This is a genomic window from Segatella copri, assembly GCF_024330485.1.
In the GTDB taxonomy this organism is placed as follows: Bacteria; Bacteroidota; Bacteroidia; order Bacteroidales; family Bacteroidaceae; genus Prevotella; species Prevotella copri_L.
The window spans coordinates 12,301-38,276 of record NZ_JANDWX010000019.1; the positions used below are offsets into that span (position 1 = coordinate 12,301).

The window sequence follows — 25,976 nt, forward strand, 5'->3', positions numbered from 1 at the left end:
CAACTGGAGAATTATATTTCCCTAGGTGGGAAAGTGACAGCACCGACCGACACAAGCCAGCGGAACAAAATCCGGATGGCTACAGTCTTAAAACGGAAGCTGGAAAAGAAATTATCATTATAAGAATAAGACATCATGAGTGATTCTTTTATCATATACACATCATATTTAAAAATCTTCGAGCAACTGACCGATGCACAACTCGGGCAGCTAACAAGGCACATGCTTTCTTTTGCTAAGACTGGCAAAGAACCTTCAATCGAAGATCCTCTCGTTAAATTATCTTTCGCATTCATCAAAGATGATATGGAGCGAAACCAGCGTAAATACGAGGAGAAGTGCGAGCGACTCCGTGCAAATGCACGAAAACGCTGGGATAAAAAGCAATTGGATTCAGAAGCAAGCGAAGACATGCAAAAGCATACAAACGTATGCAAAAGCATGCAAAAGCATGCAAATGCACAAATTGCAATGCATAATGATAATGAATATGTAAATGATAATGTTGTTTCTAAAGAAACAAATATATTAGAACCTTCTAAAGAAGGTATTCAGAGTGCATCGGTCAAGACCGAAGCACCCGGTGGCGGCAAGGGTTCGAAATCTCAAAAGATAGACTATGCTGCCGTCAAGGAATACTGGAACCGCAAGCATGATGAGACGAAGAGTGCGATGCCGCCTATTACGCTCATGACCGAGAACCGAAAGGTGATGGTCAAGGCAAGGGTTCGTCAATGCAAGGGAGACGTGAAAACTCTGTACCGGGTAATTGACATTGCGATGGCATCTGACTTCATGAACGGCAATAATAAGCATGGATGGCTCGGAAAGTTTGATTGGATATTCGGTAATGAGCAGAATTTCGCAAAGGTGCTGGAAGGCAACTTCAACAACGAGCCAGCCGCAAGCCAGCAGCCGCAATCGGCAGCAGTCAAGGCGCAGGATCCTGCGGCAACGACAAGACCGAGCATCGGGGAACTCTACGAGCAAGCCAAGCATCAGCAGCCAGCGAGCCAGCAGAGCCAAGACAGCAAGTTCAGATGGGTAATCCAGCAGAACCTCGAAGATTTAAAGAAGAACCCGAGCAACAAGCCTGCCAAGGATTCGCTGACAAGATACTACGAGAAGGGAGTTCTGCAGCGGCTGGGTATCGACTGGAAGCCCGAAAAATAACAAATGAGGGCAAAAATAGCCGCTCTGAGCCGTTTTCGCGCTTCGGGCGGTAAATTATAAGGCAAACAGATTTTAAGCGTTTAAAACAAAAGAATTATGGCAAAAGAAGTATGTATTGTAAACAACGAATGCTTTAATACAGATTACCCAGTAGGGGCGACAATTAGCATTGAAGGTGTAAATTGCAAGGTTGTTGAGGATATAGGTCTATCTGAATATAACTGCTACGAGTGCATCTTGAACGGTAAGAGAAAAGGCATTATGTGCAGGAATCTTGCTTGTCTGAATAGTGAAAGAGAAGACCACAAGGACGTACACTTCATAAAGATTTAGAAGTATGAATGATATGAAGAAAATAAAAAGCAAGAAAGTTCAGGACTATGTTATGAACGATATGGTGTTTAAGGTTGATATGCCAAGGCTATTGAAAGAGATAGCAGAGTGTTCGAAAAGCACTCCTTATCCTGTGACTTTTACGATTTTGTCACGTGTGCTTGGAATACTTGCAGAAAGGGCTATTGAAATAGATGACCCAGCGTTAAACATCATTATGATGCATCTTGGACTTTACGAAGGGGTGCATGATAAGAACGCAAGTAAGGTTATATCTAGATTACGCAAGTTAATTACTGATAATCAAAAATCGGGGGAATAGCCATGAATGAATTATTTTTCCACGAATGCAGAGCCGCAGGGCTCGTCTTCAAGACATCGAACGATTGGTGCAAGTGGCTGACCGAAAACAGCTACGACATCAAGAAGCCGGTCGCAGAGCACGAAGGCTTCAAGTACAACATCTACGATGTTTGCATCAATCCGCACGTAATCGAGTATGCCGCAGAGGGTGCAGACAACTGGGGATGGAAGGTAATGACCGCCAATACACAGTTCGGCTGGATATGGGGCTACAGCATTCAGAAGGGAAAGCATTGGTACGACAGCCCGGTAGGCTACCCGAGTAGATATGACACTCTCAACATCTTCTACGGTAACGAGAAAGAAGCGGAGTACGATGCTTTGACCTGCATCATCAGAGACCTCGAGAAGAATGCTGAAACCAAGAACAACAACCTCCTTCTCTGGGCGGCTAAGAAGAAGCGGGCAGACATCATTCATCCGCAACAAGAACTTTTTAAATAGTTATCATAAACCGTATTAGCTATGTACAGAGTTGATATAAAACTGGTCCGTGAGTGTGGTCTTCATCATCTGTCAGTTGACAACAGAGACATCTGGCTGGCAGATGATGAGGTAAAGGCACTTGAATGTATCCTCAAAGATTACAATGCGGACACGAACAATTTTAAACGCAGATAAGAAATGAAGAAGATAGAAATCATCACAGACGAACACCGACATCACGTATACATCGGCAACACCGATTTCTGGCTCGATACCAAGGAACTGCTGGAACTTTATTTTAAACTCGGACGAGTGAAGTTATAAACAATAAAAAACATTCAGACAATGGAACAGAAAGATATTGATATTTTTGAGATTCTCAAAAATGAAGAGTACGGTACAGAGTTGTACACACCTAAATGCGGAAGGGTGTGGCACAGTGGAATGGCAAACGACAAGGACAGTGCGAAAGCAATCTGGACTGAGGACGAAGCCGGAAGAGAACACTTTTTCGACAAGAACGGAAAAATCTATAAAGAAGGAGAAATTCTGCTCTTCCCTTCGAAACAAATGAGAGACTGGAGCAAGTTCTTCAAGAAGGGAGACGTGCTGGAGTACAAGAAAGAAAACAATCAAGCCACTTGCTTATTCGACAGTTACGAGGATGATAAGACGAAATTGCGCTTTACCGGACTATACACGTTGACGAAAGGTAAAATCTGGGATACCCCTACGAGCTGGGATATACACGATTGGGTCAAGAGCGACCATCCTGCCGAATATATCAAGACCATTGAAGAGCGGCTCGGTGGAAAGCTGAACCGGGAAACACTGGAGATTGAGAAGCCAGTGAAACTTACGTTTGAAATTGGCAAACTTTACGTTTTCCATGAGAGAGACGAGGACGGAGAGCTGGCAATCATAGGCGAACTTATCGACAAGAACGAAAGCGAAGATACGCTGACATTCGGAAACCAGTACGAAATCGAGAACGAGAATTTCGTGACCGACCAAGCCTTCGACCTGCGTATCAGCGTTAACACGGAACTTCGAGAAGCGACAGAGAACGAAGTCGAACTTTTCAACAAGCATTATGCCATCTGGAAGAAAGAGAAGGAAGCGAAGGAGCAGCCAGCCTTCAAGGTCTTTGACAAGGTGCTGGTAAGGAACGGAAAGAGATTCAAGTGGCAGCCAGCCTTCTTTGTTCGTGATCGTGGAGAGGAAGCAATTTACCGATATAAAGTCTTGCTTATCGAAAAAGGAAAAGTGGGAGACTTCACCAGCTGCATCCCATACGATGGACACGAGAATATCGCCTTCACTGACTACGACATCGAGAACCTTCCTTTCTAGTGGGCGTATGGCGAGTGAATTATGCAAGGCTTGCGATGCCGGGCGAAACTGCATAAATGGCATATACTGCCCGGCACGCAAGCAATATGTAGAACATCAGGTAATACTTGAATGCAATGAGCGATTTCGCAACAAGGGAGAAGAACAGAACGTACTACCAGGAGCACCGGGAACAGATCCTCAGAGCCACGAAGGAATGGCGAAAGAGAAACCGGGAAAAATACCGGGCGTATCAGAAAGAGTACTGGAGTAAGCACTACCGGAACTACGGTACGAAGAACCGGGTAGCCGACAGAGCGATGCGTGAGAGAAAGAAGCCGGACGTAGAGAAGGCTCTTTCCATGTTCAAGAATCCGCAGCAGGCAGCGCATCTGGCATGGCTGCTAGAGAACAAAAAGAATAATCGGTCGTGAGTTCAATAATAGAGTTATTAACCAGCGAGGACAGAAGGAGATAGGCTCTAATATCAAAACAAATAAACTTATAACATCTTGAAATTACGATATGAGAGCCGGAAACGCATCTCCCGAAGTCTGACAACAAACAAAGAAAGCGAGGTGGTACATGAAGAAGTAAGAAAAAGAAATCGTTAGAAAATTATGCTTTTATTCATTCGGCTGGCGGTGGAAGAAGGAAGAACCCTGCAACATATACATTTTGTTATTCATTTATTTTGCAAGCGCAGGCACAACTTCCGGAATCCCTGCCAGCTTTCTCTATCGCAACCGAAAAGAAGGGAAAGAAAGGGGTAGGGGAAAGATAGGGATAATAACGCATGTGTGCACGTATATGCGCACGTAAAGGGTGTTGGATAGTAAACTACACCAGCAGAACAAAATAAACGCTTATTCGTGAAATTTGAACAAAATAAGTACTTTAAAGAAAAAATGGAAAAAGGAACAGTTATAATCGGAATCGACCCCGACAATCAGGAAAGCGGAGTTGGAGCAGTCTTTGACGACAAGAAGTTTCTCGCCTATAAAATGAACTTCCCAGCTTTGATAGATTACCTCAGAGCAATGAACGAGAGTTGCAAGAAGATTAAGGTCGTTATTGAAGGCGGCTGGCTCAACAAAAGCAACTGGCATGTGCTTAATCGGTTCATGACAGCAGTCAAGGCAGCAGCCATCGGACGCTCTACCGGAATGAACCATCAGACCGGAATCTTGATTGTCGAGTGCTGCAAACACTACAATATCCCCTGCGAAATCATCAAGCCGCTAAAGAAGTGCTGGAAGGGTAAAGACGGAAAAATCACGCAAGACGAAATTGCTTATTTTGTAAGCGCAGGAGAGAAAATGCCGAGAATGAACCAAGACCAGAGAGACGCACTTCTCCTCGCGTGGGTCTGTGCAGGATACCCGGTCAGATTGATGCCGAAGAAATCGCAGACAACCCTGCAGAAAACCATCAGAGCCTTTGATGGATAAAACCAAAGTGAAGTGTTTGAAAAAGTTAAAAGTATGCAAAGAACAAACAACTAAAGCAAAAAAGTCGTATCTTTGCGCCAGTGTTTATCAAATAAGCACAAATTTCGAACTTAAAACAAGAAGAAAATGAAAACAGAAGAAATCGCACTATCGAGGGTCAGCGAGAACGAAGCGAACCCGAGAACCATAACTGAGGCGAATTTCCAAAAGCTGGTAAAGAGCATCCTTGTATTTCCTAAGATGCTCCAGCTTCGCCCGATAGTCGTAGACGAAACCTACAAGGCACTGGGTGGCAATATGAGAACGAGGGCACTCTGCCACATCGTGAGCATGACACCCGAAGCCATCATGGACGTTCTCGACACAGACCAGCGGCTGACCGATGCAGAGAAGCTGGCAATCGCCAACTACTGGAGCCAGTGGAAGGAGCAGCCAACTGCAACCATCGTCAAGGCATCAGACCTCACGGAATCGCAGAAGAAAGAATTCATCATCAAGGACAATGCTGGCTTCGGAGACTGGGACACCGATGCTCTGGCGAACCAGTGGAATACCGACCTCTTGAAGGACTGGGGTATTCAAGACTGGCAGCTGCAAGGGTGGATGAGTCCTGATTCATTGAAAAATGGAGAGCAGGCAGACGAGGATCAGAAGGAGGCAAAGGATGATGAGTTCGATGAGGATGCAGAGAAAATCCCACAGCGGTGCAAGGAATGCGAACTTTGGCAACTCGGAAAGCATCGCCTTATGTGTGGTGACTCCACGGATGCAGAGCAGGTCAAGTTCCTTATGGGGGAGCAAGTGGTTAATCTGTATCTTACAGACCCTCCATACAATGTTGGCTATGGTTACGAAGGTTCTGCTATGATGAGCAGGGGAAAGCATAGAACGGATGGGCTGACGGTCAAGAACGACAAAATGGACAATGACAAGTTCCGGGATTTCCTGTCGGCTGCATTTTTGGCAGCAGAAGAAACTATGGAGAAGGGTGCTGCTTTCTATATTTTCCACAGCGACAATTATTCGATGTGGTTCAGAGAGGCTCTAATGAGCACGAAAGATTTGGAGCTACGTGAGATATTGATATGGAACAAGGATTCGCTTTGTCTAGGGCGGCAGGACTACCAGTGGAAGCATGAGCCGTGTCTTTATGGGTGGAAAAATGGAGGTGCGCACAATTGGTTCAACGACAGAGCGCAGACAACGGTTATTGATATGGCTCGACCTAAAGTATCAAGGGAACACCCTACGATGAAGCCAGTGCCGCTTTTTGCTTATTTGATGGGCAATAGCACAAAGGAAGATTGGAATGTATATGACGGGTTCGGTGGTAGTGGTACAACGCTTATCGCAGCCGAGCAGTTAAACCGCAATGCGTTCTTGATGGAGCTCGACCCACATTATTGCGATGTTATCATTGCACGCTGGGAAAAGCTGACTGGCGAGAAAGCGGTCAAGATAGACGAGTTTAAGAAGCATGGCGAATAGTTGCGATGTGTCGGCTTTTCTCTTCAAGGTTGATAAACTACACCAGTTTGCGGAAAGAGCGGCACACACGCAAAATTCGCACAAAATAACTCCAAGGGAGCGGAAACGAAAAAAGGCAGGAGATTAACCCCTGCCCATCGCTTTGAGAATACACTGGTTGATGAAGCCGCTGCGGTCTTTCTTATCGACCCCTGCCAAGATGTTAGCCACGTCCTCGGTAGCACCGAAATAGAATGTTGCAGCGTATTTCTTCGTTCGCCCTGCACCCTTGCGAGCACCTCCCCAAGATTTGGAGGTAGTTTCATTCGTAGTACTCATAATGTTAAAAATTTGGTTATATGAAAATTAATTCGTAAATTTGCAAACGAAATCCCAAAGTGGGGTGGTGGTTCGAGCACCACCCCTTGGAATAATCAAAACCCTCAGAGCTCAATCGTGAAGGTTATTTTGATTTTCCAAATCCTAATCGAAATGTAAGTTCTCATAAGGCTTTGGGATTTCATTTTACTTTTCCCTCATCCTCGGAGGGTTTCAGTAAATAAGGACTCTTCCCTTATTACGTTTGCAAAGATACGAAATTTATTTGAAATATGCAAGTTTTTCAAGTAGAATTTTTATAAAAAATCAAATAAATTTCAAGTAATCAAAATATGCCACAAGGTAACAACAATAAGCATCGAGCACAGAAAATCGACATCGAGAACCGCCTGCAGATTATCGCACCCCTATACCGCAGAGGATGGACGGAGCGAGAAATCACGGCAGAGGTTCGCAAGCGGCTCGACAGACCGAAATACAATCAAGCACACTGCGACATTCAGCGGTTATTGAAGGAGTGGAGGGAAGAGAGACTGACCGACACAGACGAGAAAATAACCAGCGAGGTGGCAAGGTTGAAGCTGGTGATACGTGAAGCGTGGGAAGCCTGGGAGAAGTCGAAGGAAGACTACCACTTGCAGAAATCAACCCAGCATGGACAGCCTTTATTTGATGAACGAGGAAAGCAGATTTCAATCGAGACCGTCAAGGCGATAATGTACGATGCCGAGAAGCGAGGATTCGGAGAACCACGCTACCTCGACATCATCATCAAGGCAGAGACGCAGATTTGCAAGCTGCTCGGACTGGATAAGGTCGTGCTCGACCTGAACGCAGGCTTCCAAGGTGGCATCGAGGTACGCTACATCAACTCGGGACACCAGTGTGCATCCAGCGAGCAGGAAGTAATCGAGCGTGAAGGATTGGATAAAGAATAATTTAACCATAATTTTGTTTTAAGTTTTTATTGTTTGAAAGAATGGCACTATTTGACGTTATTGGTGAACTTTATGAACCGAATGCGGACGTGAAGCCAAGGTTTCTCGTAAACCAAGGAGGCACGTCCTCGGGGAAGACATACACCATCATGCAGCGTCTTATAGTGCTTTCTTTTGAGCACCCAAGGGTGATTATCACGGTGTGCGGTCAAGACCTCCCGAACCTGAAGGTGGGAGCCATGCGAGACCTCGACACTATCCTGCACACAAGGGCAGAGTTGCTGGACTGGTTCAAGAACAACAAGAGCGACAGCAGTTACAGAGGTAAGAATGGCTCAATCATCGAGTTCAAGAGTTATCAAGATGCGCAGGATGCAAAGAACGGTAAGCGAGACTATCTGTTCGTGAACGAGGCGAACGGTGTGCCGTACGAAGTGTTTTGGCAGCTTGCCATCCGAACACGTAAGCAGGTATTCATCGACTACAACCCAAGCGCAAGGTTTTGGGTACACAACAACATCATCGGCAGGGATGACTGCCGACTGATCCTGAGCGACCACCGAAACAACCGATTTCTGACGGAGCAGGAGCACAAGAAGATTGAGGAGATTGACGACCCCGAACTGTGGCGAGTGTACGCTAGAGGATTGACCGGAAAGATAACCGGACTTATATTCACAAATTGGGGCATCGTTGACAAGCTGCCACCAAGGGAGGAGTGGAAGATGGAATGCAGGGGTATGGACTTCGGATTCACCAACGACCCAACTGCGCTGGAGCACGTTATATTGGCGCACGGAGAGTTATGGGTGGACGAAGAAATCTACCAGCCTGGAATGACGAACGATGACATCGCAGACCGATGCAAGGAACAAGGACGGACGAAACGAGACCTTATCATTGCAGATTCGGCAGAGCCTAAGAGCATTCAGGAGATACACAACCGAGGGCTGTGGATAATCGGCAGCACCAAGGGAGCGGACAGTATCAACAACGGTATCGACATCTTGAAGCGTTTCCGCATCAACATAACAAGACGCAGCCACGGCATCATCGGAAACATGCAGCAATACAAGTGGAAGAAGTCAAGGGATGGAGAGACCACGAACCAGCCTATAGACGCATTCAACCACGGCATAGACGCAATACGATACGTAGCCTTGAAGAAGTTATCCGTAGCAAGCCATGGAACGGCTAGGGCGCACGTATTGAGACAAAGATAACGACAAAATTATAAAGCGTATGGATAATAACACTACATTCAAGTACTGGCTGGCAGTTGCTAGGCACACCAGCTATAAAATCGGCAAGCAGCCACGACCAGCGTTTGTCGGAGGAAAACAAGTGCCCGGCAATCTCAACCAGTTATCAATCGGGCAGCTAATAGACCTTTCCCAGCTATCAGACAGCGAGGAAAGTCTGTATCAGATAGTGACAACCGTCCTCGGTCTGAGCCACAAGGAAGTGGAGCAGGCTATGGCGGTTGATGTCGTTATGCTCATCGGCTGGGTAACAGCAGAGGTGGAGCGCATCAACAAGCTCTTCGAGAGCACAGACACAGCGAAGCCAACGAGACTGGAGAAGGAGGCTGGCATCGATACCCTGCGGTTCGGACTATTCGGCATGCTGGACTGGTATGCGGTAAGGATGGGCATCAGCGACCACGACCAAGTATTAAAAACGCCATGGCTTCGCATCTACAAGTGCATGGAAATGGACAACAAGAGAAGCGTGTACGAGCGAAACCTGCAGAAGTTGCAAGCGGAAGAAATGAAACGTAAATCTAGATAATTATGGCAACAATCAGAGAAACATTGAAGCAGCTGGCAGCAGACACGCTACCAGACTACACCTACCTATTCGAGGACTGGGACACAGCAGACACCAAGCTGGAGAAACTGAACTATCCGGCAATCGTCTGCATCATCCCAGCCAGCGGCACGACAGAGATACGCAACGGCAGGGTATACGACACCGTGAACGTTGCCCTGGCTTATCTCGACACCGTACCGAGAGCAGCGGAAGGAGAAGACAACGGAGAGTGCATCGACCGAATGAAGTTGGCAGGGGCAAGGATGATACGAGCCATCAATCAGTCGCACCAGTTCGAACCATTGGAAGGGCAGCAGTACTACGAGACCATCATCGAGCGTTTGAGCACGATCGTGTCTGGCGTAATGTACTCCCTGCAACTGACACAGAGCATAGGAGGGTGTGAGGTATGAGCAAGGGAGGTATTCAATTCGACCCCAAGGCGGCATCGCTCATCATGCGTGAGGAAGTGGAGAGAGCACGGCAGCTTATCATCAACCACATTCGTATCAACGGACAGAACGCATCAGGGCGAACGATAGCTAGCCTAAAGGTGGAGCAGCCCAGCGAGGAAGAAACCATCCTATGGGGACACAAGCCATTCGGGGTGCTTGAGACCGGACGAAGGGCAGGAAAGATACCATACGGCTTCCGTAGCATCATCCGGCAGTGGATGAAAGACAAGGGACTGCACGGCAGACCTATCCCCTACAAGACCGACCGGGCACACAAGTATACACCACAAGAGCGTGGCGACATGAGCATGGCAGGAGCCATCGCCCACACCATCGCCAGCAAGGGTTCTAAACTGCACCGGACGGGCGGCAGGGCTGACGTATACAGCAACGTTGTGCCCGACACGATGAAGCGGCTCGGGCAGCGACTTATTTTCTTAATCCACCAGTCGGTGGGAAGTATCAAACTAAACAATGAGACGGTATGAGACAGACAGAGAAAAACAATATCACGATTAAATACCCGGATGCTGTAGGCTTCGCATTCCTTCCCTGCATCATCAAGGCAAGCGGCTCGGGTGTTGCGAGCATCGAGGCAACCATCAGCAGGGAGACCAAGACGTACACGTACAGCGTGGAAGCGTTTGCAGATAATTGCATCATGGACTACCGGGAATATGTGCAGGCACTCTTCGATGGCATCAGCTTCGGAAACATCGACTACAGCAGGGAGAGCCAGAAGAGCAACCTCGGGGCGGTGTTCGATGTTTCCGTGAAGGTCAAGGACAGCGAGGGGAGCGACCTTGCAACATTCAGCTACACGACCTTCTACGTTTGGGGAGCGATGAGGGCAGGAGAGACGTGGAACGCAAGAAAGAAGCTGACATGGTTCACGCATTTCCCATTCTCCTTTGGTTTTTATCTCAATGCGGCTTCCCAGATACTTGTCGGCTATGAGGGAGCACCAAACAAGTTAGTTAAGCCCGGCATCGATGGCATCGTGGACATTAACACCAGCGTTCTGCCAAACAAGGCGAGGTACTGGAACATCTACGACTACGATGGCAAGATAGAACTGGGAACGTTCACGGACGTTTTCGACCTTACCTTTGCGATGGCGAGCGGTGGCAAGCAGTCTCTCCTTGCAAGGATAGAAAGGAACGACACGGAGAAGGGCATTTATCTTCGGTGGGTTGACCGACACGGCTTTTACTGTTACTGGCTATTCACGCAAGGCGATGAGAGTAGAGCGATAAGCAGCGGCACAAGCTTTGTACGCAACAACCTCGGAGCGTATGACGATACCATATTCGGATACCTTGGAGCGAACGGCAGAAGGCAGGGCTACGGCAGAGAGGACACCATACCTCTTTGCGCACCATTGGTAGACAGCGAGACGTTCGATTTCCTGCAAGACCTAGCCAGCAGCCCGGTCGTTGATATGTACCTCGGTGGCGACAAGTGGCAGAGTGTGACAATCAAGGCAGGAACCTACACCAAGACAACAGCAGAGTTGCAGGATTTCGTCTGCAACCTAGTTATTAACAATACACAAATTCAGCAGCTATGACAGACCAGCAACTATACATCGATGGCATCTTGATGGATATGAGCGAGGATTCGGCAATCACTCTCGACATCAAGAGCAACCTTTTTCGCGATATTACGAAAATGACCGCCAACACGACATACACCATCAACCTGCCCAAGACAGCGCACAATATGGCTGTGCTGGAGTTCGCAGGGAAACCGAGCACCAGCAGCAAATACCCCTATATTTTCCACACAGCACGTTATTTCCGAAACGGCTTGGAGATTATCCACAGCGGAAGGGCAAGCGTTCTGAGCGTCAAGGAAACCATCGAAATTTCGATTTATTGGGGATTGTTCCAAGCATTGGCAACGCTGCAATCGTCTGACCTAAAGCTGAACGAGTTGAATTGCACGAAGTATCTGCTGTTCACCAAAGACAACAGCTACGACACCTACGAGAAGGCAATAGAGGATGGAGTTTTCTATGGAAGATACGAAACGGCAGTGGCTAAGACATCAAGCGATGAATGGTATGGATACGACCGCAGCGTGGGAGGGAACAGTGACACGACATACTCACTCGTTGAAGGTAAGATAAGAACTGGAACAGAAGTCGGAAAGTATGTATCGGGCGAGGTTTTGACCGATGAGACATACCAGTGTGCAATCATACCTTTCGAGGCTGGAATGAGAGCCACCATCAGAAAGGTTTTAGGCAAGGGACAATTCCGGACATGGGCAATACTCGACACCAACAAGAACGTTATTAGCCTTGCCGATGATTCCGGGAAGACAGAAAAAGAGACTTATCCGGTACTACCAGCTCCGGATCCTATTCTCGGAATGTTTGTTTATGCCGGGGCATGTATCGCCAATATCGAAACGAGCGTTGACATGGATACAATATCCATCAAGGTTCGGGCAGAGAAGGCTGGCTCTATCGAATACGGAGTACTGAACAAGGAGACCGGAGAGACAACACCATGGGGAACGTATGAGATAAATGCAGCCGGAGAAACAGAGTTCAACGTGGTAAAGAGTAAACCTTCCGGTCTCCTCGTATACATCAAGCCTTCGGTAGATAACATGGTAAATATGGTGTTAAGCACGGCTGTGGCGGCTTATTATCTCTCGGGCGGTAAGTTATCCAAGTTGCGGCTTGCCGGAGCGTACAGCGTCAAATATACGAGCGAGAGCATGCCTATCGATGTAGACCTGCAAGCACCAGCAACAGCGGAATGGCTTATCATCAACGCCATCAAAGCATACAGCACTGGCACGACTATTCTTGTTAAGAGTAAAAGCGAGACGGAGAACAATGCGAGAGCGAGCAGTGGCACGTTTGAAAGAAACGGCTCTTTTGGTGGAGGTGGCTCTTTTGGTAGTTCCTGGGGCAATGGAACAATCCAGCCAAGCGTCACAGCAAAGTATATCCTAGACCTCGTAACGGCACAGACTGGTGTGGCATTCGGCTGGAGCAATCAAGCGAAAGAAATCATCAAGGGGCTTGCTGTTCCGTTGATTACAAGAAAGGCAGATGTGCAGACGGTTGTAGGCAGATTAGAGGGCACTTTTTTTCATGCAGAGAGCCTTGGTATTCTCGACTTCCAACCGACGAGCCTATCGGAGGTATTCGATGGGCTGGAGATTGGGCACAGATACAGCCAGCTGAATGTTAAGATTTCCTGCAAGATGATTTTTGATGTTCAGATGAACTGGTCGTGGGACGCATCGAAGGTAACTCCTAGCGGACACAAATCATGGAGTTTCGGTGAGGGGAGTACTGAGTGGCAGGCATTCTACTCATATCCACCGAATTACATCGAAATGAAGGTTAAACACAAGAACGATGACGGAACTTGGACGGAAACTCTATATATTGCAGGGTTGCAGCAGGATGAGACTTCTAGAAAATATGTGACCGATTATGAATCGGATAAGGTAAACGGCAGATTCATACACCTTGTAGCAGGACGAGGGGAGATAGATTTGGAAGAGGGCGACATCGTAACCTTTGAAATGAAGCACCCGAAAAATCAGGCATTAATTGGATTGAAGTGTTACAACGGTCGGTTGTCTGCCAGCATCAAGCAGAGCGATGAAGTACCCTACGGAGGAAATTTCCCTATCGGCAAGAACCTTCCCGACATCAAGGTAACGGATTTTCTGAAGTGTATCTGCATTCTGACATCAACGTTTCCAAGCCAGCGGTTTATTGGTGGAACACTTACGTTTGCAGACATCGTGAACCTTTGGGAAGACAAGGCGCATGCGGTGGACTGGACGAAGAAGCTCATCCCGAGCGAAGCAAGCAACCATCCAAGGCAGACCGATTTCAGCGTAGAGGACTACTGCCAGCATAATATCTACAAGTGGAAGGAAGACGACACCGTATACCAGCAGCACGATGCGGATATGACTATAGACAACAAGACGCTGGAGTATACGCAAGACGTCTGTACGCTACCATTTGCTGCCACGGACGGAAACCGCATACCGATATACGAATGGGAAAGCAAGCAATCCACGTTTAACAACACAACGTACACCAGACAAGTCGCAACGAAATACAAGGCATGTAAAGACCGAATAGTGAACCTGACGAAGAACGATGCCGGCTATGCGGAATTGGCTTTCAACATCGACCTTCAGGACATCTTCGACAACAAGCTGGAAAAGTTGAGAAAGACGGTGGCGAACCCACACCATATTGTGGAGCGGTTCAACCTTTCCGATTTGGAGATATTGAACTTTGACGAAACGAAGCCAGTGTACCTTGCCCAGTACGGAGCGTATTTTGCGGTTCTTGAAATCAAGACAACAAACAGCGGATATTGCGAGGTTACAATGATAGAGTTGAACAATTAGAAAGAAAGAACTATGGTAAGTGAAGACAGACAGCAGATTCTTGACATCAAGGTCAAGTACGAGGATGCAATCTATGGCATCATCAGATACAAAGAGAAGATAGACCAGCTAAAGGCAAGCATCAAGGACTTGCAGCAGCAGGAGAAAGACAAGACCATCACGACCAACGAGATGAAGGTGCAGACGGAAGCCATCAACGCAACCATCAAGGAGTATCAGTACAACGTGCGCACCTTGCGGAAGGAGATCCAGAACAACGTGCGCACAGAGAACGAGCAGGAAGGCAGCTTGAAGCAGCTGCGTGCCCAGCTTTCCAATGCCACCAAGGCTTACGATGAGATGAGCCGTGCCGAGCGTGATAGTTCCAAGGGTCAGGAGATGCAGGAGCATATCCAAGACTTGATAGAGGAGCTGAAAGAGGCTGAGGAGGCTACTGGAAGATTTCAGCGCAGTGTCGGCAGCTATTACGATTCAATGATGAAGGCGGCTGACGACCTGCAGAACACCGAGTTTTTCGGTTTTGATGTTGTTGATGATACTGGAATCGGAAAGGTTATGGAAATGGGAAAGTCCGTGGAAGACCTAAAGGTAAAGTTTGGTGCGTTGAAAAATACGGCTCTTTCCTTATTGACCAACCCTTATTTCCTCGCCATGGTAGGTGTGGCTGGTGTCGGAATGGCTTTCAAATGGTTCTATGACTACAACAAGGGCATAGAGGAAGCCACACGCAAGACCATGCAGTTCACTGGGCTTTTCGGTGACGAAATGAAATCAGTGAGAAATCAAGCCTTGGCAATCAGCGAGACGTTTTCTGTTGATTTTGGCGAAACCTTGCAATCCGCAAATGTAATGAGCAAGCAGTTTGGCATCAGTGTATCAGAATCGCTAAAGCTCTTGCAAGATGGCTTTGTGGCTGGTGCGAATGCTAGTGATGAATTCCTAGAGAACGTGAAGGAATACCCAACGTACCTAAAGGAAGCTGGATTGAATGCTGAGCAATTCGTGGCTATATCAACCAACGCCACCAAGCAGGGAATATTCTCTGATAAGGGTCTTGACACCATCAAGGAGGGTAATCTTAGACTTCGAGAGATGACCACCGCAACAGCAGCCGCATTGGATGGCATAGGTATATCAAGCGAGAAAGTTCAGAAAGAACTGCAAAACGGTAGCAAGACCACATTTGACATCATGCAGGAGGTCGGAAACAAGCTAAAGGAGTACCCTGCTTCTTCAGCCAAGGTAGGAAAAGCCATCGCAGATATATTTGGAGGTCCTGGCGAGGATGCAGGTCTAAAGTACATCGAGACCCTCGGAGACATTGAGATGAACATGGATAAGGTCAAGGAACAATCCAGTGATGTTGCCAAGGCTCAGGAAAAGCAGGTGGAAGCCAACAAGCGTTTGAAGGATACCGCAAGTGCACTCTTTGACGTTACTGGTGGCGGCTTCGAAATGATGAAGGCTCAGGCGTCAACATTCGTGAGCAACCATCTAACGAAACTATTGAGGGCAATCATCAACCTTTATAACCAAAGCGTGGCATTTAGGGGATTGATTCAGTTGATAGGCTTTGCGTTTAAGTCTGTCTGGCAGGTAGCCTTGGCTGCCTTCAACATCATCATAGATGCCATTAAGCTTGTTGCAAGACCAGTGAGGGGACTGTTGCAGATGTTTGAGGGCTTTTTCTCCTTTGACGTGAAGAAGATGCGAGATGGCTTTAACTCCGTCTTTTCGGGTCTTGGCAATACCGTGAAGGAGGCTTGGGGAGACTTGAAGAAATTCGGCAGCGGAATGGCTGATGCTATCGTGGGTGGCATGAAGAATACTTTTAACCATGCTAACATCAAGATACCAGTCAGCGCAGATGCGCCATCCATGGCGACCGCCACAACCGACAATACAAAGCTCAAGGACGGCACTAATATAGCCAGCACTCCCCCTAAGACCAAGAAGGAGAAGGCAGCAGCCGACAAGGCGGCAAAGGCAGAGGCAGAGCGCAGGAAGAAGCAGGAAAAGGAATTGCAGGAAGCGATTGCGCTTATACAGTATCAGTACAACGATCAAGTAATGGACGCAAAGAAGCGATACCTCGCAGGCATGTACGACAACGAGCGAGAGTACAACAACGACCTCGAACAGCTTGAGAAGAACATGGTAGCGAGGAGCATTGACGCATACGTGGCGGCTGGTGAGATAGGAGCGGAAAAGGCGCAAGAAATGCAGGCTAAACTTCTCGACATCATGATTAAGGCGAAAGCGGACTTGAAGAATAAAGCAAAGGAGATTGTGGACGAACTCAACAAGGAGTTCGAGGACGCAGAGAAGAAGCGAAGGGATGCGGACATCATGAACGGTGGCACTGGAGAGGAAGACGATACAGCCAAGCTTGAGAGATACAAGGCTTTCCTTCAGAGCAAGATGGACGCCTACAAGGACTATGCAGCCGTGCAGGAGCAGCTGCAGAAGGATTTGAGCGATTCCGAAGTCAAGGAGCAAGAGGAAGCCAACAAGAAAAAGGCAGCTTTGCAGGAAGAGCAACTGAAAATGATGAGCGACATGATACAGACCATGGGAGACGGTCTGTCCGAGTTCTTCGAGAGCGAGGATAAATCGCTGCACTCATTCCTCAAATCGATGCTGACATCAATACTTGACGCTATTGAAATAGCAGTTAACGCATACTACGCTCAAATTCTCGCCAAGGAGATTGCGAGCAAGTCGTGGGGAGGTGTTGCGAGTGCAGCTGCGTTGATGGTACTTATCAAGGCTGCGTTTGCGGGCGCAAAAGCACTCGTCAAGGGTTTCTCCACTGGTGGCTACGTCCAAGGCTCGGGCACTGGAACCAGCGACAGCATCCCGGCAAGGCTCTCAAATGGCGAGAGCGTAATGACCGCCAAGGCGACATCGATGTTCAGCCCTATATTATCCGCATTCAACCAGCTAGGCGGTGGCGTTCCTATCGTAGCAAACAACGGAGGCAGCAACATCGGCATGGATATGCTGGCGGCAGCTGTAGCAAGAGGATATCAGATGGCTCCACAGCCAGTAGTGAGCGTGGAGGAGATAAACAGAACCCAGCGGAGAGTGCAGACGATAGAGAATATCGGCAGGATCTAAGGTTGCTGTTATTTAATCAAGATTTGCGTTCTGAGCGGTTTTTGATTAAAGGTGATAAAGTTACACACCCAAGGCAACAAAAGCCGCTTAGAGCGCAAAATTTGGGCTTGTTTAGAAAAATTAACTGCTTACGAGATAAACATATTGAAAAATATCGTATCTTTGCAGCGTTTTAAAACTTAAAAATACCGATTCAATGGCAAAACTCAGAATATACAACGACATCGACAGCCAAGACAACAAGTTCTGGTATCAATGGTGGGGAGGCGACTGCGTATGTTTTCAGGATATAGATGCTTTTGCAGCAAGCATACCGAAAGACGATGATTCAATCGATATGCGCATCTTCTGCAATGGCGGCTCTGTGATTGAAGGCTGGGCGATTTACGACCGACTGCGACAGAGCGGAAAGAAGATTTCCTGCACCGTTGAGGGCAAGGCAGCATCCATGGCAACAATCATCATGCTTGCAGCACCAAAGGAGAACCGCAAGGCATACGAGAACGCTGCCTTCCTCCTGCACAACCCATATGTTCCTGGCTACCTTTTAGGCGACCAGCTGAACGCAAAGGACTTGAAAAACCAGAGCGAGGAATTGCAGATGTGGCAGGATATGATGGTGGACGCATACGTAGAGCGGTGCGAGTGCGATAGGGAAGAGATACAAGCCTTGATGGATAAGGACATCTTCATCAACACCAGCGAGGCTTTGCGCCTAGGTCTTATCAGCAGCACCATTGTACCACTCAGCGCAAGCGCATCGAAACGCAACATAGAAAATTTTATTAATTCAAAACAACAAAATCCAAAAGCAATGGAGAAAAAGACAGAAGTAAAGGCTTCTCTCCTCGACAAGATTCTCGCCAAGTTGGGCGTGAAGACACTGGAGGAAGCAGAGCAGGTGGTGGAAGAGCCACAAGCCAAGGCAGAGCCAAAGGCGATGGAACTCAACACATCGGACGGTCAAGTTCTGACCGTTGAGCGTGAAGAGGGAGATCCACAAGTTGGCGACAAGGCAAGTCCGGACGGAACGTTTGAAATGCCGGACGGTAAGACAATTGTTGTCGAGGACGGTGTAATTACCGACATTCAGACCGCAGGCAATGAAGGCGGTGAAGGCAATGAAGGCGGTGAGGGCGGCAGCGCATCAAGCACCGACAACGAAACCGTAGCCAAGTTGAAACAGCAGGTTGCAGCACTCAAGCAGCAGTTGAACGACACCAAGGCACAGCTGGCAGGCGCACAGAAACTCGCAAAGAGCAAGGAAGACATGCGCATCCTGAATGCCGTGAAGATGGCAGGCGGTGCTGAGAAGGTGTTGGCAGGCTACAGCAGCCACTACCAGCCAGCGCAGCGACAGCCAAGCGGCAAGGGCGCAGGCGACAACGTGAACCCAGTCGAGGAAGGCAAGAATGCCATCAAGGAGAGACTTGCCAAGCTCCACAAAAAGGGCAAGAAGTAACCAAGTATTAACCCATTAAATCAAAAGAAAATAATGGCAGGATTTACAAAACAGCAGCTCGAGAACCTTAAACTCGAGCCAGAAAACCTCGCAAGCATCAAGGATGCCGTGCAGGAAACCTTCTACAACGATGAAGACTTTTCTTCATTCGTGAACATTCAGAAGGTCAAAGAGAAAGACCCTATCGCTCTTCTCGGAGAGATGGAAATGGTAGGTAAGAAGGGTGGCGGTTGCGACCCTACCTATGAGGAGAAGGGTATCGCCAACTCCCAGAAGCGTTGGGAATTCGGACAGTGGGAAATCCCAGTCAAGATTTGCTACGAGGCAATAAAGGGAACCATCGGAGAGTACTCACTGAAGACTGGTACAGCCATTGGCGACCTCACCAGCACCGACTTTATGGCAATCTATGCAGATGCACTCCAGCGAGCCATGGAGCAGATGATTTGGCGTTTCGGCTGGCTTGGCGACAAGGAAGCAACACTGGCAAGTGAAGAAGGTGGCGGTGGCGGCAAGCTGACGGCAGGCTTAGATGTCAGTAATTTCAACGTCTGCGATGGTCTGTTCAAGCGCATCTTTACAGCCACAGCGACAAAGAACCATACCACCATCGCAGCCAACAGCGAGACCACGGCAGCATTGCAGATTTCTGCATTGCGCAAGAGTGGTGCGGCTACTACACTTGTAGACACCATTTTGATGGATGCAGACACACGTATCGTTGACGACAGCGATGCCGTATTGCTCATGACACGCTCGCTTGCTGACGCATTGACCTACGACCTCAAGAAGACCTACCACGACATTATGCCATGGGAGAAGTTGTTCGATGGCTTCGAAGTAGCGACCTACAACGGAGTGAAGATTGCACGTGTCGGCATCTGGGACAGAATGATTAAAGCATACGAGAAGGGCGCAACGACAGTCAACCTTCCACACCGTGCGGTATTCTGCAACCCTAAGCATCTTATGATTGGTACAGACGCAGACAATCTCATCAGCGACCTCGACATCTGGTTCGACAAGAAGGAGCGCAGGAACTATCTCTACGCTACCGGAAAGATTGGCACGGCTCTCCTCGAAGAGGACATGATCCATGCAGCTTACTAATCGCTCCAAATTTTCAGTTTAGTATTAAGTTATTTTGACAATCCTCAACACCCACAAAACGGTGTTGGGGATATAACAATTAAAAACGAATTAATATGGCAACAACTTGCGAGAGCCTTATCGCCCAGGACATCATCATCCCTTGCGAAGACCAGGTAACAAAGGGACTGGAGGGCGATGGACTTATCATCAACCGAGACGACATCGACTTCACCAAGTCCGTTGTAGCGGGCAATATAATTAAAACATTAGTTTTGAAGACTGGCAAGAAAGCATACGCTATCCGGCAGGAAGGCAGCAAGCCATTCACTGGAACCAAGACCGAGCTGACCGTTGGCACGTACCGCAACAGCTGGAAGAACACCGTAGCAGTCGTGGTATTGGCTAACACACCTGACGTTTGCGCCAATATCATTGACGGACTGGCGAATGGAAAGTTCGTTATCATCCTTCGCAACCTCTCTAAGGGAGCGGAAGGAAAGGCAGAGTATCAGGTATTCGGATATGCGCAGGCACTGAAGGCAAGCGCAGGCGAGAACGACAAGTACTCAGACGATACCGAGGGCGGCTGGCTTATCACGCTGGAAGAGGAGAGCGTACCAAAGGCAGCTTACTTCTTCTTTGACACCGACAGCGAGACAACAGCAGCCAAGTATCAGAGCCTTCTGACGGAAGCAGCAGCGTAGCCTATGACATACAAGGAAGCAACAGCCAAGGTCGGGGAGTTGAAGGCACGTTTCGACAGTCCCTTTGATGCAACTGACAAGGCAGTTATAGAAACTCTATATTTCGAGGTAACACGCAAGCGTTTTGTTCCGACAACCTGCCAGCAGTGTTACCACGATGCTTTAATCGAAATTTATCTAAAACTCAAAAAAGAAAAGGCAATGCCAAAAACATGTAATTACGCAATGAAGGCAGGTTTTATCATTTCCTGCCCGGACTTCTACCATGGTAAGATTTTCACGAACGAGAACCTGACCGACAAGGTAGCGCACGAATATCTGACGAAGTACCCACACATGGAAAGCTACTTCCAAAAGATACCCAGCGATGAACTCATCGAGAACAAGCAGCCGCCAGCAGACAGCGAGAACAAGCAGCCGCCAGCAGACAGCGAGAACAAGCAGCCGCCAGCAGACAGCGAGAACAAGCAGCCGCCAGCAGACAGCGACAGCGGTGCAGATGATACCGCAGGGAAAGATCCTGCCGAAAAAGCAGCAGGCAGCGACAAGAAGAAAGACCTCGACCAAGCCGAGAAAGCAGGCAAGGAAGAGTAACAAAACAACAAGTAAAACGACACAAGCAGTATGAACGTTAAGACAGTTAAGAAGCCAAAGCGAAGAGTCGATATTGGCTACGTCAGCCGATTCAAGATGCAGGCATACGGATATGATAATCTTTATCCGCAGAACCTCGCACGCATCACTGAAGCCAGCGGTACGGCAATGCTGTGCCTTAACCGATATGCCCGATTCATTGAGGGCTACGGCTTTGATAGCGACATTCTAGCAGCGTTGGCGATGAACCCACAAGGGGACACGGCAGACGATTTGCTCCGGAACGTAGCGCAAGACCTCGCACGCTTTGGAGGCTTTGCCCTTCATGTAAACTACAACGTTCTAGGGCAGGTGTCGAGCGTGAGCCACGTACCCTTTGAAAATTGCCGCCTTGAAGAGACGGACGACAAGGGGAGCGTGGCGCACGTCTTGCTGCATCCAGACTGGGAGCAGAAGAAAACGAGGAACGGAAAGCGGTTGATGGTAAACGAGAAGACTATTGAGCGCATCAACGTCTTCAACCCCGACCCCGACATCGTCCTTAAACAGATTGAAAACGCAGGAGGCATCGACAGCTACAAGGGGCAGGTTCTGTGGATGAGCCTAGACGGAAAGTTCATCTATCCGACAGCCAGCTACGATTCAGCCATCACGGAGATTTCGACCGATGAGGGACTGGGAAACGTGAAGATGCGAAACGTCCGCAATAACTTCCTCGTATCGTGTATGCTTGTAACAAAAAAAGGCGTTCCGAAGTTCGATGAGAATGGCGAAGAGGTGGAGAGCGGACAGATGATTTCCGATGAAGACCTTTTGCAGTTCCAAGGGGACGAGAACACAGCGAAGATTCTCGCGGTCGAGGTTGAGAACGAGGAAGACGAGCCGAAGGTTGTTGCTTTCCCAACGAAGAACTTCGACAAGGAGTTTTCCGTGACCGACAGCAGCGTTATCGAACGCATCTATGCCCAGTTTCACCAAGAACTCTTCTACTCCATCCGTATTGGCAAGCTGGGATTCAGCGGACAAGTTATGCAGGACGCTTACGAATACTATGCTGGCGAAGTGACAACCGAGCAGCGTTTCATCGAGCGAGCCTTCAAGAAGATTTTCAAGAATTGGCACGACCCAGCCATTCAGAACCTAGACCCCAAGCTACAGCCGCTAAAGTATATCAGCAGCGAGGTGGCAGGGAACAACACGATAGACTAATTGATTGAGCCTATGGGAGAACAGAGAAAACAACTTATCACGGTTGATCAGTTCCGAAAACTGGCACGACCGACCAGCACACACCTAGATGAGGATGATGTGAACGCATACATTCGGGAATGCGAAGATGCGAACATCATACCAGCCATCGGGTATGAGCGGTTCAAGGCAGCGACCGAGCAGGGAGAGTGGGGCGATTCAGTATTGCCCGATTTCCAGCCTGCGGTATTCCTGGACGGTGGCGAATACACCACCAAGAAGGAGGGCGATTGCAGCCAAGAAGAAACCAAGGTGCAGAAGTACACCAGCGGAATACGCAAAGCACTCGCTTATTTCACGTATGCGAGGCTTTTTCGTGCCGATGGCACAATTATAAGCCGAGCAGGTGGAATGCGCCACAGAGACGATTATTCAGACCATGTTCAAGATTTGTCGAACAACAAGCAATACAACGACATCATGGACATGGCAGAAAGATATTTATCAGATGCACTCGAATATCTCAAGGCATTCACCTCGAAAGGAGAAGTGAAGGCACAGCGAGGAACAAGGGCACACATTCACGCAATAGGCAACTAAAAGCACATAAGACATGAACGAGGATATTCAAAAAATGCTCCGTATGGCAGAGCTGATACGAGATGCAACGCAGGTTGGAGAAAACACAGCGGTGCGTGTCGGCACGGAAATTTACGACATCGTTGTCGAGTTAAGCAGGATGCTTGCCATGATGGACGATAAACTGGAGAACGATGCGGTCGTTAGGATTATCAAGAGTGAACTCGCCAAGATAACAATAACGGAAGCGCAAATTGCTGATGGGGCGATAACGGCAGCGAAGCTTGCCGATGGCTCTGTAAAGAACAGACACCTAGCATCCAATTGTGTGACCTCAGATAAAATACAACCGGGAGCGGTCAAACACGACCATCTGACCGAGGACTGTATATCAACTGGAAACATCAGAGACGGCAGCGTGACAGCAAAAAAACTCGGCACGGATATATACAAGGATATCGCAAACAAAGTGACCGACATCGTGACGAAGGACTTCCCTCCAGCAATCACGGAGGAACAGATAACAGATATTACTAGTAAATAACAATTTAAAACAATAGATTATGCAATTTTTAGACGCAATAGGCTTAGCCTATTTCTGGGAGAAGATTAAAGCTTCGTTCGTCAACACTAAAGGAGCAAGTGTAATTAATACGGATGACGATAATTCTGGACTGTCAGTCAATAATAGAGGCTCTGCAACTACAACTCTTACGCCATCAGGCTTCGTCTCTTATAATACTATTGGTGACGAAACAGATATGGTTGCCCGTCTTCAATATGGGGATTTGCTATTAAGTAAAATACACCTAAAATCCGGAACTTCTTCGCAGATCCTTATCGCCGATGGCTCTACCAAGACTATTAATGCAGCCAACGGCATTTGTGGACTTGATGCCAACGGAAGAATCCCGCTCGCACAACTTGGCAACCTCGATACATCTTTGTTCAAGTTGGTAACCAGCCTTCCTTCATCGGGCGAGAGTAACAAGATATACATCGTTAAGGACGGAAGCGATGCCAACGATGTGTATCAAGAGTATTACTATACCAATGGTGCGTGGGAAAAAATCGGTACTCACGCCGTGAAGGTCGATTTAACGCCTTACGCCAAAAAGACGGAAGCGGTAAAAAATGTGGTTTTCAGAGGTGTAGAATCCGATGGGTCTCAAACTTCAGACACTGCATCTCGAAATCTTGTATATACACTAGGTGATGGGAGTGTGAAAGTAGCGGATGTACCTCTTGCTGAACCCAGAACTACTGGGGGAAGACCTTATCCTGGTCAAAACGGCTTCATGAGAGCCTCCGATAAGGCTAAGCTAGATGGCATTGCGGATGGTGCAAACAATTACACCCTGCCTACTGCCAGTGCATCGGTGTTGGGTGGTATTCTTATAGGTTATGGTACAAGCGGTCGTAATTATGCCGTCCTGCTAGATGGAAGCGGTAAGGCTTATGTTAATGTTCCGTGGACTGACACAAACACCACCTATGACTTGTCACCTTATGCTAAAAAGATGGAGACAGTTGACTTTAGTTCAATTAGACTAGACAAAAGGGCTATCGCTAATACACCACAGGGACTGATACAAAAGCAGATTATATTGTTTAATACTCTAGGTGATAATGTTAAAAGTGTAGAAATAGTACTTGAAGAGGCTGCATCTAATATGTCAGGCTTAATGTCCATAAGAGACAAGAATAAATTAGATTACATAGCTGATGGTGCAACTGCGGACAGCGCAATCTCAATATCGGTAATTGATGCATTAAATTAGAAAGGGGGTTTATATGAATTTCTTAGATAAAAATGGACTAAACCATCTTTGGACGAAAATAAAAGCAAGTTTTGGTACAGCTATTGTTGAGAGTTCTCAAAATTCAAACATTCCATTTGTTACAAATCATCAAATTGTTAATGTTAATCGCTCAGGTAATATCAACGTATATGATTGGTTTCAAAAGGCATCAAAAGGAGGCATCCTGGAGGTAGTCTTTGCAGGAGAAGTGCTTGAAAGTTACACTTATTGCAATAACGGCAATATTAGTTACATGTATCAAATGCAAGGAACATCACATGGTCCAGATATTGCTAATATTGGCTTTTTGAAAACGGATTACAATACCTATGCACGCTTAATTAAGATGGATGATGATAAACTTGTTGTTGCAGAGTTTGTTCAAAACAAGTAAAACTAAAATAATTTTAAAATTTTAAAATACACTATTATGAGAAAAAGTACTGGTAGAGCAAAACCGGTAACTCCTAAAGCAGGAGTTACTAAGACCTCAAGAAGATATGCTTGTGGTGGTAAACTTGAACTCTAAGTCGCTGACTTTAGAAACTTAAAAAATAGATATATGAAGAAGAATAAGAAGCAATTACATGAAGCACTGGCTGTGCTTCTTACTAAATTATCATCGGCAAGGGACAATCCCTTGCTGATGGATAACTACGCGGTGAAAGCCTTGCGCACGGTTCTTTTGGAATACAAGGAATCGGGCGAACTTCACGAAGCATACAAGGAACAGATACAATCCACGCTGGAGAGTGACAACCCCTGGGTAGCTATGATGATGAAGTCAATTGGCGCAGACCCTACTATTAAGAACGGCATGACCGATGAAGCCATTGACGGCATGATAGATTCGATGTTGGGAAACGATTAAAACATTTTATTTATGAATGACAAGGAGAAAGAACTATGGCGAGTTATAGACAACGTAATCAAGTGTTGTGCTAT

At 47.5% G+C, this 25,976-nt stretch carries 29 protein-coding genes; 28 read left to right on the forward strand and 1 reads right to left on the reverse strand.

Annotation, left to right across the window (positions count from 1 at the left end; translation table 11 throughout):
- The first annotated feature begins 135 nt into the window (after positions 1–135).
- From NNC77_RS10780 to NNC77_RS10825, 10 genes are all read left to right on the forward strand, one after another.
- Positions 136–1,173: a DUF6291 domain-containing protein gene (locus tag NNC77_RS10780; protein ID WP_254970988.1), complete on the forward strand. Its 1,038-nt coding sequence runs from the start codon at positions 136–138 to the stop codon at positions 1,171–1,173.
- A 96-nt stretch (positions 1,174–1,269) separates the two neighbouring features.
- Positions 1,270–1,506 carry a hypothetical protein gene (locus NNC77_RS10785; protein ID WP_254970986.1) on the forward strand — a complete coding sequence of 79 codons (237 nt, stop codon included), beginning with the start codon at positions 1,270–1,272 and terminating at the stop codon, positions 1,504–1,506.
- 4 nt (positions 1,507–1,510) lie between these two features.
- Positions 1,511–1,828, forward strand: a complete 318-nt coding sequence (locus tag NNC77_RS10790) for a hypothetical protein (RefSeq protein WP_254970984.1) — start codon at positions 1,511–1,513, stop codon at positions 1,826–1,828.
- A gap of 2 nt (positions 1,829–1,830) precedes the next feature.
- A complete protein-coding gene (locus NNC77_RS10795; protein WP_254970983.1) occupies positions 1,831–2,313 on the forward strand; it encodes a hypothetical protein in 483 nt (160 codons plus the stop codon).
- Positions 2,314–2,334: 21 nt separating this feature from the next.
- Positions 2,335–2,490, forward strand: a complete 156-nt coding sequence (locus tag NNC77_RS10800) for a hypothetical protein (RefSeq protein ID WP_254970981.1) — start codon at positions 2,335–2,337, stop codon at positions 2,488–2,490.
- 3 nt (positions 2,491–2,493) lie between these two features.
- Positions 2,494–2,619, forward strand: coding sequence for a hypothetical protein (locus NNC77_RS10805; RefSeq protein ID WP_254970979.1), 126 nt, complete (start codon positions 2,494–2,496; stop codon positions 2,617–2,619).
- Between the two features lie 21 nt (positions 2,620–2,640).
- On the forward strand, positions 2,641–3,648 hold the full coding sequence (locus NNC77_RS10810) for a hypothetical protein (protein WP_254970977.1): 1,008 nt from the start codon (positions 2,641–2,643) through the stop codon (positions 3,646–3,648).
- Between the two features lie 7 nt (positions 3,649–3,655).
- Positions 3,656–3,901 (forward strand): hypothetical protein, encoded by a 246-nt coding sequence (locus tag NNC77_RS10815; RefSeq protein WP_254970975.1) that lies wholly within the window; start codon positions 3,656–3,658, stop codon positions 3,899–3,901.
- 634 nt (positions 3,902–4,535) lie between these two features.
- Positions 4,536–5,078, forward strand: coding sequence for a hypothetical protein (locus tag NNC77_RS10820; protein WP_254970974.1), 543 nt, complete (start codon positions 4,536–4,538; stop codon positions 5,076–5,078).
- 126 nt (positions 5,079–5,204) lie between these two features.
- Entirely contained in the window at positions 5,205–6,566 is a 1,362-nt protein-coding gene (locus NNC77_RS10825; RefSeq protein ID WP_254970972.1) for a site-specific DNA-methyltransferase, read from the forward strand.
- A 123-nt stretch (positions 6,567–6,689) separates the two neighbouring features.
- On the opposite strand, the gene NNC77_RS10830 is transcribed toward NNC77_RS10825, so the two are convergent.
- Positions 6,690–6,884, reverse strand: coding sequence for a hypothetical protein (locus tag NNC77_RS10830; protein WP_118220278.1), 195 nt, complete (start codon positions 6,882–6,884; stop codon positions 6,690–6,692).
- Between the two features lie 332 nt (positions 6,885–7,216).
- Between NNC77_RS10830 and NNC77_RS10835 the strand changes: the two genes are divergently transcribed.
- From NNC77_RS10835 to NNC77_RS10920, 18 genes are all read left to right on the forward strand, one after another.
- Entirely contained in the window at positions 7,217–7,822 is a 606-nt protein-coding gene (locus NNC77_RS10835; protein WP_254970968.1) for a hypothetical protein, read from the forward strand.
- Positions 7,823–7,863: 41 nt separating this feature from the next.
- Positions 7,864–9,045, forward strand: coding sequence for a PBSX family phage terminase large subunit (locus tag NNC77_RS10840; RefSeq protein WP_254970965.1), 1,182 nt, complete (start codon positions 7,864–7,866; stop codon positions 9,043–9,045).
- A 19-nt stretch (positions 9,046–9,064) separates the two neighbouring features.
- Positions 9,065–9,613 (forward strand): hypothetical protein, encoded by a 549-nt coding sequence (locus NNC77_RS10845; RefSeq protein WP_254970963.1) that lies wholly within the window; start codon positions 9,065–9,067, stop codon positions 9,611–9,613.
- 2 nt (positions 9,614–9,615) lie between these two features.
- Positions 9,616–10,047, forward strand: coding sequence for a hypothetical protein (locus NNC77_RS10850; RefSeq protein WP_254970962.1), 432 nt, complete (start codon positions 9,616–9,618; stop codon positions 10,045–10,047).
- Positions 10,044–10,577, forward strand: coding sequence for a hypothetical protein (locus NNC77_RS10855; RefSeq protein ID WP_254970960.1), 534 nt, complete (start codon positions 10,044–10,046; stop codon positions 10,575–10,577). The genes NNC77_RS10850 and NNC77_RS10855 overlap by 4 nt, the downstream gene beginning before the upstream one ends.
- Complete coding sequence (locus tag NNC77_RS10860) at positions 10,574–11,659, forward strand: hypothetical protein (RefSeq protein WP_254970958.1); 1,086 nt, start codon at positions 10,574–10,576, stop codon at positions 11,657–11,659. The genes NNC77_RS10855 and NNC77_RS10860 overlap by 4 nt, the downstream gene beginning before the upstream one ends.
- Positions 11,656–14,490, forward strand: coding sequence for a hypothetical protein (locus NNC77_RS10865; protein WP_254970956.1), 2,835 nt, complete (start codon positions 11,656–11,658; stop codon positions 14,488–14,490). Before NNC77_RS10860 ends, NNC77_RS10865 begins: the two co-directional genes overlap by 4 nt.
- Before the next feature lie 12 nt (positions 14,491–14,502).
- On the forward strand, positions 14,503–17,610 hold the full coding sequence (locus NNC77_RS10870; protein ID WP_254970954.1) for a phage tail tape measure protein: 3,108 nt from the start codon (positions 14,503–14,505) through the stop codon (positions 17,608–17,610).
- Between the two features lie 196 nt (positions 17,611–17,806).
- Entirely contained in the window at positions 17,807–19,072 is a 1,266-nt protein-coding gene (locus NNC77_RS10875; protein WP_254970952.1) for a Clp protease ClpP, read from the forward strand.
- 33 nt (positions 19,073–19,105) lie between these two features.
- Positions 19,106–20,182 carry a hypothetical protein gene (locus NNC77_RS10880; RefSeq protein ID WP_254970950.1) on the forward strand — a complete coding sequence of 359 codons (1,077 nt, stop codon included), beginning with the start codon at positions 19,106–19,108 and terminating at the stop codon, positions 20,180–20,182.
- Positions 20,183–20,277: 95 nt separating this feature from the next.
- A complete protein-coding gene (locus NNC77_RS10885; protein ID WP_118191934.1) occupies positions 20,278–20,868 on the forward strand; it encodes a hypothetical protein in 591 nt (196 codons plus the stop codon).
- A 3-nt stretch (positions 20,869–20,871) separates the two neighbouring features.
- On the forward strand, positions 20,872–21,462 hold the full coding sequence (locus NNC77_RS10890) for a hypothetical protein (protein WP_254970947.1): 591 nt from the start codon (positions 20,872–20,874) through the stop codon (positions 21,460–21,462).
- A 30-nt stretch (positions 21,463–21,492) separates the two neighbouring features.
- Positions 21,493–22,671, forward strand: coding sequence for a hypothetical protein (locus NNC77_RS10895; RefSeq protein WP_254970944.1), 1,179 nt, complete (start codon positions 21,493–21,495; stop codon positions 22,669–22,671).
- 12 nt (positions 22,672–22,683) lie between these two features.
- The gene (locus NNC77_RS10900) at positions 22,684–23,250 is read left to right on the forward strand and encodes a DUF6712 family protein (protein WP_254970942.1); all 567 of its coding nucleotides are present in this window, start codon (positions 22,684–22,686) and stop codon (positions 23,248–23,250) included.
- A gap of 43 nt (positions 23,251–23,293) precedes the next feature.
- Positions 23,294–23,773 (forward strand): hypothetical protein, encoded by a 480-nt coding sequence (locus tag NNC77_RS10905; RefSeq protein ID WP_147350935.1) that lies wholly within the window; start codon positions 23,294–23,296, stop codon positions 23,771–23,773.
- A 19-nt stretch (positions 23,774–23,792) separates the two neighbouring features.
- A complete protein-coding gene (locus NNC77_RS10910; protein WP_254970940.1) occupies positions 23,793–25,010 on the forward strand; it encodes a hypothetical protein in 1,218 nt (405 codons plus the stop codon).
- A gap of 13 nt (positions 25,011–25,023) precedes the next feature.
- On the forward strand, positions 25,024–25,425 hold the full coding sequence (locus NNC77_RS10915) for a hypothetical protein (protein WP_254970939.1): 402 nt from the start codon (positions 25,024–25,026) through the stop codon (positions 25,423–25,425).
- Between the two features lie 168 nt (positions 25,426–25,593).
- Positions 25,594–25,902, forward strand: coding sequence for a hypothetical protein (locus tag NNC77_RS10920; protein WP_254970937.1), 309 nt, complete (start codon positions 25,594–25,596; stop codon positions 25,900–25,902).
- The last annotated feature ends 74 nt before the right edge of the window (positions 25,903–25,976 follow it).

What these genes read in the sequence shown, in the direction of transcription:
- NNC77_RS10780 (WP_254970988.1), top strand. Translation starts at nt 136, where the DNA reads ATGAGTGATTCTTTTATCATATACACATCATATTTAAAAATCTTCGAG.
- NNC77_RS10785 (WP_254970986.1), top strand. Translation starts at nt 1,270, where the DNA reads ATGGCAAAAGAAGTATGTATTGTAAACAACGAATGCTTTAATACAGAT.
- NNC77_RS10790 (WP_254970984.1), top strand. Translation starts at nt 1,511, where the DNA reads ATGAATGATATGAAGAAAATAAAAAGCAAGAAAGTTCAGGACTATGTT.
- NNC77_RS10795 (WP_254970983.1), top strand. Translation starts at nt 1,831, where the DNA reads ATGAATGAATTATTTTTCCACGAATGCAGAGCCGCAGGGCTCGTCTTC.
- NNC77_RS10800 (WP_254970981.1), top strand. Translation starts at nt 2,335, where the DNA reads ATGTACAGAGTTGATATAAAACTGGTCCGTGAGTGTGGTCTTCATCAT.
- NNC77_RS10805 (WP_254970979.1), top strand. Translation starts at nt 2,494, where the DNA reads ATGAAGAAGATAGAAATCATCACAGACGAACACCGACATCACGTATAC.
- NNC77_RS10810 (WP_254970977.1), top strand. Translation starts at nt 2,641, where the DNA reads ATGGAACAGAAAGATATTGATATTTTTGAGATTCTCAAAAATGAAGAG.
- NNC77_RS10815 (WP_254970975.1), top strand. Translation starts at nt 3,656, where the DNA reads ATGGCGAGTGAATTATGCAAGGCTTGCGATGCCGGGCGAAACTGCATA.
- NNC77_RS10820 (WP_254970974.1), top strand. Translation starts at nt 4,536, where the DNA reads ATGGAAAAAGGAACAGTTATAATCGGAATCGACCCCGACAATCAGGAA.
- NNC77_RS10825 (WP_254970972.1), top strand. Translation starts at nt 5,205, where the DNA reads ATGAAAACAGAAGAAATCGCACTATCGAGGGTCAGCGAGAACGAAGCG.
- NNC77_RS10830 (WP_118220278.1), bottom strand. Translation starts at nt 6,884, where the DNA reads ATGAGTACTACGAATGAAACTACCTCCAAATCTTGGGGAGGTGCTCGC.
- NNC77_RS10835 (WP_254970968.1), top strand. Translation starts at nt 7,217, where the DNA reads ATGCCACAAGGTAACAACAATAAGCATCGAGCACAGAAAATCGACATC.
- NNC77_RS10840 (WP_254970965.1), top strand. Translation starts at nt 7,864, where the DNA reads ATGGCACTATTTGACGTTATTGGTGAACTTTATGAACCGAATGCGGAC.
- NNC77_RS10845 (WP_254970963.1), top strand. Translation starts at nt 9,065, where the DNA reads ATGGATAATAACACTACATTCAAGTACTGGCTGGCAGTTGCTAGGCAC.
- NNC77_RS10850 (WP_254970962.1), top strand. Translation starts at nt 9,616, where the DNA reads ATGGCAACAATCAGAGAAACATTGAAGCAGCTGGCAGCAGACACGCTA.
- NNC77_RS10855 (WP_254970960.1), top strand. Translation starts at nt 10,044, where the DNA reads ATGAGCAAGGGAGGTATTCAATTCGACCCCAAGGCGGCATCGCTCATC.
- NNC77_RS10860 (WP_254970958.1), top strand. Translation starts at nt 10,574, where the DNA reads ATGAGACAGACAGAGAAAAACAATATCACGATTAAATACCCGGATGCT.
- NNC77_RS10865 (WP_254970956.1), top strand. Translation starts at nt 11,656, where the DNA reads ATGACAGACCAGCAACTATACATCGATGGCATCTTGATGGATATGAGC.
- NNC77_RS10870 (WP_254970954.1), top strand. Translation starts at nt 14,503, where the DNA reads ATGGTAAGTGAAGACAGACAGCAGATTCTTGACATCAAGGTCAAGTAC.
- NNC77_RS10875 (WP_254970952.1), top strand. Translation starts at nt 17,807, where the DNA reads ATGGCAAAACTCAGAATATACAACGACATCGACAGCCAAGACAACAAG.
- NNC77_RS10880 (WP_254970950.1), top strand. Translation starts at nt 19,106, where the DNA reads ATGGCAGGATTTACAAAACAGCAGCTCGAGAACCTTAAACTCGAGCCA.
- NNC77_RS10885 (WP_118191934.1), top strand. Translation starts at nt 20,278, where the DNA reads ATGGCAACAACTTGCGAGAGCCTTATCGCCCAGGACATCATCATCCCT.
- NNC77_RS10890 (WP_254970947.1), top strand. Translation starts at nt 20,872, where the DNA reads ATGACATACAAGGAAGCAACAGCCAAGGTCGGGGAGTTGAAGGCACGT.
- NNC77_RS10895 (WP_254970944.1), top strand. Translation starts at nt 21,493, where the DNA reads ATGAACGTTAAGACAGTTAAGAAGCCAAAGCGAAGAGTCGATATTGGC.
- NNC77_RS10900 (WP_254970942.1), top strand. Translation starts at nt 22,684, where the DNA reads ATGGGAGAACAGAGAAAACAACTTATCACGGTTGATCAGTTCCGAAAA.
- NNC77_RS10905 (WP_147350935.1), top strand. Translation starts at nt 23,294, where the DNA reads ATGGCAGAGCTGATACGAGATGCAACGCAGGTTGGAGAAAACACAGCG.
- NNC77_RS10910 (WP_254970940.1), top strand. Translation starts at nt 23,793, where the DNA reads ATGCAATTTTTAGACGCAATAGGCTTAGCCTATTTCTGGGAGAAGATT.
- NNC77_RS10915 (WP_254970939.1), top strand. Translation starts at nt 25,024, where the DNA reads ATGAATTTCTTAGATAAAAATGGACTAAACCATCTTTGGACGAAAATA.
- NNC77_RS10920 (WP_254970937.1), top strand. Translation starts at nt 25,594, where the DNA reads ATGAAGAAGAATAAGAAGCAATTACATGAAGCACTGGCTGTGCTTCTT.